Origin of the sequence: Enterobacter sp. Y17 (genome assembly GCF_019730495.1) — a bacterium.
Lineage (GTDB): Bacteria > Pseudomonadota > Gammaproteobacteria > Enterobacterales > Enterobacteriaceae > Enterobacter > Enterobacter asburiae_B.
Window position 1 is genome coordinate 2240706 of record NZ_JAASKP010000001.1, and the last position, 10809, is coordinate 2251514.

A 10809-nucleotide genomic window follows, 5' to 3' on the forward strand; every position below is an offset into this window, starting at 1 on the left:
ACATTAAAAAACGACACAAATGCTGTGTCGGTTATCAGTACATCAATTGTGGGACCTTTTGTCCAGCGGATCTTTGATAAAAAGTGACTAAAGTCGCGTTAATTTTCACTGACAGATTTTTATCGCTTATGAATCAACGCCTGCGCGTTTTTTCACCAGCATGTAACGTTTTGTCAGTTAAAACTGAAAACGCATCCAGGCGAAGTAAACGTTACCGTTGTTGTACGTACCCGGAATGTAGGTCATCTGGAACGTTGCGGGGCCATAGCCGATAGAGGCCAAAGGCAGCAGCACCGGGATTGGAATGTATTTCCAGTTATCACGTGCAGTAACCCCGGCGGTATAGCCCAAACCGACGTGGAAGTTCTCGTCCGCTAGCGGCCGCCAGGTTTTTTCCCAGCCATACCCCCCAATCGGCTCCCATTTATTAAACGAGTCTTTGAAGGCCATCAGATAGATGCCATGCCAGTTTCCCTTTTCATCCCAGCGCGACTGGCCAAAACCCGCGCCCCACGGACGCTCGTTGTATTTATCGGTTTTCTCTTTGTCATAAGCAAAACGCGCATGCCACGTTATTGCCGGGACATAGAGATCATAATGTTCAGGTGCCGTCCATGTCTGGGAAACATTATCCGTAAAGGTTGAGAACCAGCCTTTATCCGTCGCGTTGCCTTCTGCCTGTGCAACAGAACAAAACGTTAACTGCCCAAAAATAAACAACAAAATAGAGAAAAATGTATTACGTACAATCACAATGCAATTACCATTCTTAGTATTCGAGGCAAAGTTTACCATAAAGTAGTTGAATCAAAGCTTAACGACATCGGCCTTATTCCTAATTATTCAGCTTCTTTTCGGGAATATTCTTAAGGAAAGGCGGCGATGCGTTCAAAATAAACCCACAAGGGGTGTGCCTTTACCCATTTAATGTTCTGAATCAGTGACATGTAAAACCACACAAAGCATTAACAATTTGTTATCATTATTGGGACATGTTGCGCTATTTCTAACGGTCAAGACCCTCATGACATAAATGTATGGGCCATGGCAAAAAGACGGTTGTTCTGTTCTTTAGTCGTCTGTTTATTGATTTTAATCAGCAAGAACAGGCCAATTATTCGGCACATTTTCATCCTTCTTTTTTTTGATTTTTTGTGCTCCATTGCAGCAGAGATACAGGGGAAATCATGCTTACGTTATTCGAACTCCTTATTGGAGTCGTCGTCATTGTCGGCGTCGCACGCTACATCATTAAAGGCTACTCGGCCACGGGCGTATTATTTGTCGGCGGTCTAACGCTGCTGATTATCAGCGCAATAATGGGGCACCAGGTGTTACCTGCCAGCGCGACCAGCACCGGTTACACGGCTACAGATATTGTTGAATACATTAAAATATTGCTCATGAGCCGCGGCGGTGACCTGGGTATGATGATCATGATGCTGTGCGGTTTTGCAGCCTACATGACCCATATTGGCGCCAACGACATGGTCGTTAAGCTTGCCTCTAAACCCCTGCAATACATCAACTCGCCGTATCTGCTAATGGTCGCCGCCTATTTCCTCGCCTGCCTGATGTCACTGGCCGTTTCGTCGGCTACCGGGCTTGGCGTACTGCTCATGGCGACGCTGTTCCCGGTCATGGTGAACGTCGGTATCAGCCGTGGCGCGGCCGCGGCAATTTGCGCGTCTCCGGCAGCGATTATTCTCTCCCCGACCTCCGGCGACGTTGTGCTGGCGGCAAAGGCGGCGGAGATGTCACTCATCGACTTCGCCTTTAAAACCACGTTACCGATCTCAATTGTTGCCATCATGGGCATGGGGATCGCGCATTTCTTCTGGCAGCGCTATCTCGATAAGAAAGAAAACATCAGCCATGAAATGATGGACGTGAGTGAAATCACCACGACCGCTCCCGCGTTCTATGCCATTCTGCCGTTCACCCCGATCGTCGGAGTGCTGATTTTTGACGGAAAATGGGGTCCACAGCTGCACATCATCACCATTCTGGTTATCTGCATGCTGCTGGCCGCCGTGCTGGAGTTTGTGCGCGGTTTTAACACGCAAAAAGTCTTCTCGGGTCTGGAAGTTGCGTATCGCGGTATGGCGGATGCCTTCGCTGGCGTGGTTATCCTGCTGGTTGCAGCGGGCGTTTTTGCCCAGGGTCTGAGCACGATCGGCTTTATCCAGAGCCTGATTTCTATCGCCACCTCGTTCGGCTCGGCCAGTATTATCCTGATGCTGGTTCTGGTGGTGCTCACCATGCTGGCGGCAATGACCACCGGTTCCGGTAATGCACCTTTCTACGCTTTCGTTGAGATGATCCCGAAACTGGCTCACTCCTCCGGTATTAACCCGGCCTACCTTTCCATTCCCATGCTGCAGGCATCAAATCTGGGCCGCACCATTTCGCCGGTGTCGGGTGTGGTCGTCGCCGTTGCCGGGATGGCGAAAATCTCGCCATTCGAAGTCGTCAAACGCACCTCAGTGCCCGTTATAGTTGGTCTGATTATCGTGATTATCGCCACGGAAGTGCTGGTACCCGGCGCGGCCTAAGCTAAATTAGAGATATCCAAAAAGCGCCTGTAGGCGCTTTTTGTGCTTTAATAACTTCCAGAAATTAATCGTGCTCATTCGATCAGGAAATCATATGTTCAGGAAGGATATCGTCATCCCGTCTGGCGCAATCGCGCTTGCTCTCTGTCTCTTCTCCGCACAGGCGGAACCGCTGAAGGCAACACAGTATGGCGATTTCGATCGCTATGTGCTGGCTCTGTCCTGGCAAACCGGGTTTTGCCAGAGCATGGTCGAACGCAACCGCAACGAACCTGACGAATGTCGCCTGCAAAAAGAGCGCGATAATAAAGCCGATTTTCTGACCGTCCACGGGCTATGGCCTGGCCTGCCAAAATCCATTGCCGCTCGCGGCGTGGATGAACGTCGGTGGATGCGTTTTAGCTGCGCCACGCGCCCCATTCCGAACATGCCGGAAGTAAAGGCTAGCCGCAAATGCGATGCCGCCGAAACCGGACTGTCGCTTTCCGCAGCCGCAAAGCTCAACGACGTGATGCCGGGCGCGGGCGGTAATTCCTGCCTGGAACGTTATGAATATGCCAAACATGGCGTCTGCTTTGGTTTCGATCCGGATGCCTATTTCGGCACGATGGTGCGGATGAATCAGGAAGTTAAAAACAGCGCGGTCGGTAAATTCCTCGCCGATAATTACGGGAAAACCGTCAATCGCAGCGACTTTGACGGTGCCGTTGCCAAAAGCTGGGGAAAAGAAAACATCAAAGCGATCAAGCTGACCTGCAACGGCAATCCGGCGTATCTGACCGAGATGCAGGTTTCGCTAAAGGCGGACACCATTAACAACCCGCTTTCTGCGGCGTCATTGGCCCCGCAGCCACATCCGGGTAACTGCGGAAAACAGTTCGTGATTGATAAAGCCGGCTACTGATCCGCGCCCGGGCGCACCATATCAAACCGGTTTTCATCACTGATGCCATAATACGCCGTCGGCCCTCCCGCACGCAGGATGGGCTGCGCTTTCGCCGTCTGGTAAATCCCCTCTTCCAGCAGCATTTCGGCAATATGGATACCGACCACCTCCCCCAGCACCAGCCAGGTATCGACCGGTGTGCCGTCAGCACCGGTAAGCTGAATGCACTGCGACAGGCGGCACTCAAAGTTCACCGGGCTTTCTGCGACGCGGGGCGCGTTGACCAGCTGGCTCGCCGCTGGCGTTAGCCCGGCAAAGCTAAATTCATCCCGATCGTGCGGAAGCATCGCAGAGGTTTGGTTCATCGCCTGCGCGAGATCGCGCGTCGCAAGGTTCCAGACAAATTCCTTTGTTTCGGTAATATTACGTACGCTGTCCTTCCAGCCGTTGCTGGAAAAGCCGATGATCGGCGGGCGATAGTTAAAGCAGTTAAAGAAGCTATACGGTGCGAGGTTGAGCTGACCGGCCTTGTCGCATGAGGAGATCCAGCCGATCGGACGTGGACCAATAATGGCGTTCAGCGGATCGTGCGGCAGGCCGTGCCCCTGAGACGGTTGGTAGAAGTACATAGTTCTCTCTCGTTGATGGGCGGACGCGAATAGCGCTTCGCGCAAAGCCCGGGTTCAGGACACTCAGCGTAGCGTATTCCGCCCGGAATGAAGACTGAATAAATTTCAGCGAAAATTCATATGGACCATGAATGTGACCTTCATCACTTCAAACTTGCGCGCTCAGCCAGTATCATCGGGAGAGTTAAACCCTCGCTGCCAGACGGCGAGGGTTTTCTTTTGGATTGGTTTCTGCGTTACGCGCAGCATTAACGACATGGAGTAAAAATGTCCAGACCTACAATTATCATCAACGAGCTCGACGCAGAACGTATCGACAGGCTGCTGGAAAAAGCGGAGTTTGCCTCACTTCCCGTGGCCGACGCCCTGAATGAGGAGCTCGACCGGGCGCAGATGTGCACGCCTGAGACGATGCCGCATGACGTGGTCACCATGAACAGCCAGGTAAAATTCCGCAACCTCACCACCGGTGAAGAGCTGACCCGCACGCTGGTTTACCCGGCTCAGATGACCGACAGCAGCGCACAGCTTTCTGTTCTTGCGCCTGTGGGTGCCGCACTGCTGGGCCTGCGCACGGGCGATACCATCCACTGGGAGTTGCCGGGCGGCGCCTCTGCCCATCTTGAAGTGCTGGCGTTGCTCTACCAGCCAGAAGCCGCGGGCGATTACCTGCGTTAACCACTTCTGAACAAGCGCCCCGCTTTGCACAGAGGATGCAGCCGCATCCTCTTTCCGTAAATTCACCCCATTTTCTTATATCGCGCAAAAAGCCCTTAATCCACGCTTAATCTGTTTTGGTGCCGTGGGGACGGTCATGAGTGAGATACTGGTTATCACACTTATTTTTCTGATTATTGCGGCGATTATCGTCATGGCCGTGCTTTATCTTGAACGCCACAGCTAGGCGAGTACTCATGCAACCCCACCCGGGAAAGCGTTCACCAGGCCCTTAACTTTTTGCTCTGCGGCCTCGGGCGTTTCTGCACCAGGGACCAGAATCACCTTCCGGCACTCCTCCTCCCGTTTTTCGAATACCTTATAGGCGCGTTCCGCATCGGCAAGGGGGAGATAATGGGTCACAATCTCTTCCGGAGTAAGCAGCCCTTTTTCGATCAGCGGCAGCAGTTCACCCAGCCAGGCATGGACGTGCGTCTGGCCCATCTTAAACGTCAGCCCCTTATCAAAGGCATCGCCAAACAGGAAGCCATGAATAAACCCGGCGTACACGCCGGGTACGCTAACTACGCCACCGCGTCGAACGGCAGCAATGCACTGCCGCAGCGCTTTGCCGCTGCTGCCTTCAATTTTAAGATTGCTGAGGATCGTTTCGGTGGTGCTGCCTTTCGCTTCGAACCCTACCGCATCAATCACGGCATCAACGCCGCGCTGGCCAGCGGTCTGCTCGATGATTTTTTCCGCTGCGTCGTTATCATCATCAAAGTTGATGGGGATTGCGCCGTAACGCGCCTCGGCAAATCGCAAACGGTACGGGTGGTGATCGATAACAAAGATCTGCTCAGCGCCTAGCAACCGCGCGCAGGCAATAGTCAGTAGCCCCACCGGCCCGGCGCCGAAAACCGCAACGCTTGAGCCTTTTTCAATCTGCGCATTTTTTGCCGCCTGCCAGGCCGTGGGCAAAATATCGGAAAGGAACAGCGCCTTATCATCGGAGAGGAGTTGCGGGATCTTAAACGGCCCGACGTTGCCTTTTGGCACGCGGACATATTCCGCCTGTCCCCCCGGCACGCCGCCGTAGAGATGGCTGTAGCCAAACAGCGCGGCCGGCGCGGGGATTTGCTTTTTGTTCAGCGCGGCGCCCTGCCCGGCATTGGTATTCTCACAGGCCGCGTATTGCTGCAGACGGCAGAAGAAACAGTCTCCGCAGGCAATGACAAAGGGGATCACCACGCGATCGCCTTTTTGCAAATTCTTCACCTCTGCGCCGCACTCGACGATTTCCCCCATAAACTCATGGCCAAAAATGTCGCCGTGCTGCACCTTCGGGATCTTTCCGCGATAGAGATGCAAATCGGAGCCGCAGATAGCCGTGGCCGTGACGCGCAGAATGATATCGTCGGGCTGTTCGATAATGGGATCGGGGACATTCTCGACGCGTACATGGTGCGGACCGTGATACGTAAGTGCTTTCATGCGACCTCCGAAAGGTTCCAGGTAAGTGTATAAGGGTAGCTACCCCTGAAGGTCTGCCCTGGAATACGGGGCTTTTGAGATTTATCCTGGTGAGATAAGAAAACTGACGGGGCGCTTACAGAAACCATTTTTATTTTATGGTTGAATGAATTCAGCGTTTATAAACAAGGAGAAACGGGTATGTATCAGAGAATCATTATGCCGGTTGATGTTTTTGAGATGGAGCTGAGCGACAAGGCCGTACGCCATGCGGAGTTCCTGGCGCAGCAGGACGGTGTTATCCATCTTTTGCACGTACTGCCGGGCTCCGCCAGCCTGAGCCTGCACCGCTTTGCCGCCGACGTGCGTCGCTTCGAGGAGCATTTGCAGCATGAAGCGGAAACTCGCCTGCAAACCATGGTCAGCCACTTCAGCATCGACCCTTCGCGCATCAAAACGCACGTCAGATTCGGCAGCGTTCGCGATGCGGTAAACGAACTGGCGAACGAGCTAAAAGCAGACGTGGTGGTCATCGGTTCGCGCAACCCTTCCATTACCACGCATCTGCTGGGCTCTAACGCCTCCAGCGTGATCCGCCACACCCATATACCGGTGATGGTCGTAAGATAAAAAAAGAGGCCACCTTTCGGTGGCCTCTCGCTATTGCAGGTGTAGCCTTACTTTCTTCTGTACTTTCTTCTGTTATGCGGTTTTGGTGCGAATCAGGTAGTCAAAGGAACTCAGAGACGCCTTCGCCCCTTCGCCCGTGGCGATAATGATCTGTTTGTACGGCACGGTGGTGCAGTCGCCCGCCGCAAACACGCCTTTCACGCTGGTTTCACATTTCGCATCGATGATGATTTCGCCCATGCGGTTGCGCTCAATCGCGCCTTCCAACCAGGTGGTATTTGGCAGCAGACCAATCTGCACGAAGATCCCTGACAGCTGAACGCTGTGCACGTCGCCGCTCACGCGGTCGCGGTATTCCAGGCCGGTCACTTTGCTGCCGTCGCCCTTCACTTCCGTGGTCTGCGCGTTCAGTACGATGTCGACGTTTTTCAGGCTGCGAACTTTATCCTGCAGAACCTGGTCGGCCTTCATCTCTGGAGCGAACTCCAGAAGGGTAACGTGCTCAACAATCCCCGCCAGGTCGATAGCCGCTTCCACGCCGGAGTTACCGCCGCCGATCACCGCCACGCGTTTACCTTTAAACAGCGGGCCGTCGCAGTGCGGGCAGTAGGTCACGCCTTTGGTACGGTACCGATCTTCGCCCGGAACGTTCATGTTGCGCCATTTCGCGCCGGTGGCAATGATAATGCTGCGCGCTTTCAGCACCGCGCCGGACGCGGTTTCAATCTGGTGTAAACCACCCTCGACCGCTGCCGGAACCAGCTTGCTGGCGCTCTGGCTGTCAATCACGTCCACGTCGTAGTCGCTGACGTGCGCCTTCAGCGCCCCCGCCAGCTTCTGGCCTTCGGTCTTCGGCACGGAGATGTAGTTTTCGATGTCCACGGTATCGAGCACCTGGCCGCCAAAACGTTCGCCCATCAGGCCGGTACGAATACCTTTACGCGCAGAGTACACCGCTGCCGCCGCGCCCGCAGGGCCGGAACCGACGATAAGCACGTCGTAAGCATCGCGTTTGTTCAGCTCTTCCGCCGCACGTTTTTCAGCACCGGTATCCACTTTGGCTACGATTTCGGTCAGCGTCATACGGCCCTGGCCGAACTCTTTGCCGTTCATGTAGACCGCCGGAACGCCCATCACGTTGCGATCGGTGATTTCATTCTGGAAGGTACCGCCGTCAATCGCCGTGTGCTTGATGCGCGGGTTCAGAACCGACATCAGGTTCAGCGCCTGCACCACGTCCGGGCAGTTGTGGCAGGAGAGCGAGTAATAGGTTTCAAATTCGAAATCACCGTCGATATCGCGGATCTGCTCCAGCAGCGCCTGCGCTTCTTTTGACGGATGACCACCGGTCCACAGCAGCGCCAGCACCAGTGAGGTAAATTCGTGACCCAGCGGCGAGCCGGCAAAGCGCGGTCCCTGGTCGGAGCCTGGGTTGGTAATCAGGAAAGAGGGCTTACGGACCGGCAGCGCGTTGTCTTCTTTGAAGGTCACTTTCGGCGACAGCTCGGCGATCTCCGCCAGCAGTTCCTTGATTTCTGCCGATTTGGCGCTGTCGTCCAGCGTGGCAATCAGCTCAACGGGTTTGGTCAGTTTCTCAAGGTAGGCCTTGAGCTGGGTTTTCATGTTAGTGTCGAGCATTGTTCTTCCCTCTCTTAAGACGTCATCATGCAAGCTGCCTTATACGGGCGGCCTGAATGCAACTTGCATCATGGTGCTGGAATGAAATGGGCGCGGGTGCGCCCATTAATTACCGAATGGGCAAAACTTAGATTTTACCAACCAGATCTAAGGATGGAGCCAGCGTCGCTTCGCCTTCTTTCCATTTCGCCGGGCATACTTCGCCTGGGTGAGAAGCCACGTACTGAGCGGCTTTCACTTTACGCAGCAGGTCAGAAGCATCACGGCCGATACCTTCAGCGGTAACTTCGATAGCCTGGATAATGCCCTGCGGGTCAACAACGAAGGTGGCGCGGTCAGCCAGGCCTTCATCTTCACGCATGTTGTCGAAGTTACGGGTCAGGGCGCCAGTCGGGTCGCCGATCATCGCGTATTTGATTTTCGCGATGGTTTCGGAGCTGCTGTGCCATGCTTTGTGGGTGAAGTGGGTATCGGTAGAGACGGAGTAAACGTCTACGCCCAGCTTCTGCAGTTCATCGTAATGGTCTGCAACGTCACCCAGTTCAGTCGGGCAAACGAAGGTAAAGTCAGCCGGATAGAAGAAGAAGACGCTCCAGCGGCCTTCGGTATCTTTCTCGGTAACTTCGATGAACTCACCGTTTTTGAACGCCTGGTTTTTGAAAGGTTTAATTTTGGTGTTAATCAAAGACATCTGTACTTCCTCCGTGTTTTCGTTGAGGTGTAAGGTAACCAACTTTATTCATCGGGGCTAATGCGTATGCTTTATCAAATCAATCAGCCAAACCTTACAACGTCGACAAGACAACAAGGTGAACCTTTTACAGGAAAGCCTGAAAGTAAAAAGGCCGCCTCAACGGGCGGCCCTGATACCTGAATTCCCCGCAGGTACATTCAGTGCCAGCCGAAACTGGCGTTGCGTTGCGCTCTACAACCCTTTATATCAAGGCGGTAACAGCCGTTTGATTACAACACCCGCGCAGGGATTGAGCAATCCATAAGAGAGGCATTCCTGCCTATGGCTGTGATAGGTTGTGTCGAACATCATTCCGATGCGTTATAAATTTATTTTTATTATAAAACTATCGCAATATATAAATGACAGTTGTCATTTAAAATGATTGTTCCCTTTCCTAAGGTAAAATTGTCTTAATCGCTTTTGAAGCGCTATTTCAATAATCTGCCACCGTGATATATTAAGATGATTTAATTTAAAACTAAGAGAGCTAACCGAAAGAGTTATAAATGGTTAGCCTTAAACTATTGTTATCAGTTATATGATAACCACAGCAAACGCAGTACCCTCAGGACGAAACATGGCAAACCTGTATGACCTTAAAAAATTCGATCTTAATCTGTTAGTCATTTTCGAGTGCATTTATCAGCACCTTAGTATCAGTAAAGCCGCCGAGACGCTGTATATCACACCCTCAGCCGTGAGCCAGTCACTGCAGCGTCTGAGAGGACAACTCAACGATCCTCTGTTTATCCGTTCCGGTAAAGGGATCACGCCCACGACCGTCGGCGTCAATTTGCATCATCATCTGGAACAGAACCTGAACCAGCTGGAGCAGACTATCAATATCATGCACAGCAGCGGGTTGAAGAAGAACTTTGTCATTTATTGCCCGCATTTTATGAGTACGAAAGCAACGCTTGACCCTATAAAACTGTTGATGGAAAACCATAACTATTCAATTGAATTACATGATGTTTTTCTTTCGTCTGATTCAGCAGAAGATCTCTTAGCCTACAGAAGAGCCGACCTGATATTTTCGTTTTCTTCTTCTAACAATCATTCTGTCGCCTGTAGCCTTTACCATAAACTTCCTTTCGTCCTCGTTTGTCGGGAGGGCCATCCCCGTCTCAGTGAAAATCCCACGCGTGAAGAGATTCTGAATGAAAACTTCACCGCCTACCTGAACGATGAAAACAGCTTCAAAGACTATCAGGAAAAGGCCGAAAACCTGTTAACCGAAAGAAATATTGTCTATCGCAGCGACTCTTTTATATCCCTTCTGTCGGTGATTGGTTCGTCCGACCTCATAGGATTAGTGCCCGCGCCGGCCTTCGAACAATATGGGCCAGCCCTCAACCTGCGAAAAGTGGAAACTGACATTCAATTCCCCAGCATTGATATTTACATGATGTACAATCGTTCCGCGCTCAATAGCTCGGCATTCGCGAGTTTTATTGAAGAAATATCCTTACCGTGAGATATTGCTGTGGTTCTCGCACAAAATGGGAACCACACCGTTAAAACATACACCACCGTTATAGAATTACGCGGCATAACCGTTACATATCCAATTAATTATTGACTGATATAATCCTCTTATTAGTA

11 protein-coding genes are annotated in these 10809 nt (G+C 52.3%); 6 read left to right on the top strand and 5 right to left on the bottom strand.

Features of this window, described 5'->3' with window-relative positions; all coding sequences use genetic code 11:
- Window positions 1-177: 177 nt before the first annotated feature.
- A complete protein-coding gene (gene pagP / locus HCH49_RS10610; RefSeq protein WP_045142917.1) occupies window positions 178-795 on the bottom strand; it encodes a lipid IV(A) palmitoyltransferase PagP in 618 nt (205 codons plus the stop codon).
- Window positions 796-1187: 392 nt separating this feature from the next.
- Here pagP and dcuC point away from each other — a divergent pair, with 392 nt between their 5' ends.
- The gene (gene dcuC, locus HCH49_RS10615) at window positions 1188-2555 is read left to right on the top strand and encodes an anaerobic C4-dicarboxylate transporter DcuC (protein ID WP_045887729.1); all 1368 of its coding nucleotides are present in this window, start codon (window positions 1188-1190) and stop codon (window positions 2553-2555) included.
- 94 nt (window positions 2556-2649) lie between these two features.
- Window positions 2650-3459, top strand: a complete 810-nt coding sequence (gene rna, locus HCH49_RS10620; RefSeq protein ID WP_221702648.1) for a ribonuclease I — start codon at window positions 2650-2652, stop codon at window positions 3457-3459.
- Here rna and HCH49_RS10625 read toward each other — a convergent pair.
- On the bottom strand, window positions 3453-4070 hold the full coding sequence (locus HCH49_RS10625) for a flavin reductase family protein (RefSeq protein WP_221702649.1): 618 nt from the start codon (window positions 4068-4070) through the stop codon (window positions 3453-3455). The genes rna and HCH49_RS10625 overlap by 7 nt on opposite strands.
- Before the next feature lie 267 nt (window positions 4071-4337).
- Here HCH49_RS10625 and rnk point away from each other — a divergent pair, with 267 nt between their 5' ends.
- Both rnk and yldA read left to right on the top strand, forming a co-directional pair.
- Window positions 4338-4748: a nucleoside diphosphate kinase regulator gene (rnk, locus tag HCH49_RS10630; RefSeq protein WP_023310734.1), complete on the top strand. Its 411-nt coding sequence runs from the start codon at window positions 4338-4340 to the stop codon at window positions 4746-4748.
- Window positions 4749-4884: 136 nt separating this feature from the next.
- Window positions 4885-4974 carry a small membrane protein YldA gene (gene yldA / locus HCH49_RS22320; protein WP_272481390.1) on the top strand — a complete coding sequence of 30 codons (90 nt, stop codon included), beginning with the start codon at window positions 4885-4887 and terminating at the stop codon, window positions 4972-4974.
- A gap of 8 nt (window positions 4975-4982) precedes the next feature.
- Here yldA and HCH49_RS10635 read toward each other — a convergent pair whose 3' ends face one another.
- Window positions 4983-6221, bottom strand: coding sequence for a zinc-dependent alcohol dehydrogenase (locus HCH49_RS10635; RefSeq protein WP_221702650.1), 1239 nt, complete (start codon window positions 6219-6221; stop codon window positions 4983-4985).
- A 180-nt stretch (window positions 6222-6401) separates the two neighbouring features.
- Here HCH49_RS10635 and uspG point away from each other — a divergent pair, with 180 nt between their 5' ends.
- A complete protein-coding gene (gene uspG, locus HCH49_RS10640) occupies window positions 6402-6830 on the top strand; it encodes a universal stress protein UspG (RefSeq protein ID WP_023310731.1) in 429 nt (142 codons plus the stop codon).
- A gap of 72 nt (window positions 6831-6902) precedes the next feature.
- On the opposite strand, the gene ahpF is transcribed toward uspG, so the two are convergent.
- Window positions 6903-8468: an alkyl hydroperoxide reductase subunit F gene (ahpF, locus tag HCH49_RS10645; protein ID WP_047061336.1), complete on the bottom strand. Its 1566-nt coding sequence runs from the start codon at window positions 8466-8468 to the stop codon at window positions 6903-6905.
- 127 nt (window positions 8469-8595) lie between these two features.
- Window positions 8596-9159: an alkyl hydroperoxide reductase subunit C gene (gene ahpC / locus HCH49_RS10650; protein ID WP_008501015.1), complete on the bottom strand. Its 564-nt coding sequence runs from the start codon at window positions 9157-9159 to the stop codon at window positions 8596-8598.
- Between the two features lie 622 nt (window positions 9160-9781).
- Between ahpC and citR the strand changes: the two genes are divergently transcribed.
- The gene (citR, locus tag HCH49_RS10655) at window positions 9782-10681 is read left to right on the top strand and encodes a DNA-binding transcriptional repressor CitR (protein ID WP_039261223.1); all 900 of its coding nucleotides are present in this window, start codon (window positions 9782-9784) and stop codon (window positions 10679-10681) included.
- Window positions 10682-10809: the final 128 nt, after the last annotated feature.

What these genes read in the sequence shown, in the direction of transcription:
- ahpF (WP_047061336.1), bottom strand. Translation starts at nt 8,468, where the DNA reads ATGCTCGACACTAACATGAAAACCCAGCTCAAGGCCTACCTTGAGAAA.
- HCH49_RS10635 (WP_221702650.1), bottom strand. Translation starts at nt 6,221, where the DNA reads ATGAAAGCACTTACGTATCACGGTCCGCACCATGTACGCGTCGAGAAT.
- yldA (WP_272481390.1), top strand. Translation starts at nt 4,885, where the DNA reads ATGAGTGAGATACTGGTTATCACACTTATTTTTCTGATTATTGCGGCG.
- rnk (WP_023310734.1), top strand. Translation starts at nt 4,338, where the DNA reads ATGTCCAGACCTACAATTATCATCAACGAGCTCGACGCAGAACGTATC.
- ahpC (WP_008501015.1), bottom strand. Translation starts at nt 9,159, where the DNA reads ATGTCTTTGATTAACACCAAAATTAAACCTTTCAAAAACCAGGCGTTC.
- rna (WP_221702648.1), top strand. Translation starts at nt 2,650, where the DNA reads ATGTTCAGGAAGGATATCGTCATCCCGTCTGGCGCAATCGCGCTTGCT.
- HCH49_RS10625 (WP_221702649.1), bottom strand. Translation starts at nt 4,070, where the DNA reads ATGTACTTCTACCAACCGTCTCAGGGGCACGGCCTGCCGCACGATCCG.
- dcuC (WP_045887729.1), top strand. Translation starts at nt 1,188, where the DNA reads ATGCTTACGTTATTCGAACTCCTTATTGGAGTCGTCGTCATTGTCGGC.
- uspG (WP_023310731.1), top strand. Translation starts at nt 6,402, where the DNA reads ATGTATCAGAGAATCATTATGCCGGTTGATGTTTTTGAGATGGAGCTG.
- pagP (WP_045142917.1), bottom strand. Translation starts at nt 795, where the DNA reads ATGGTAAACTTTGCCTCGAATACTAAGAATGGTAATTGCATTGTGATT.
- citR (WP_039261223.1), top strand. Translation starts at nt 9,782, where the DNA reads ATGGCAAACCTGTATGACCTTAAAAAATTCGATCTTAATCTGTTAGTC.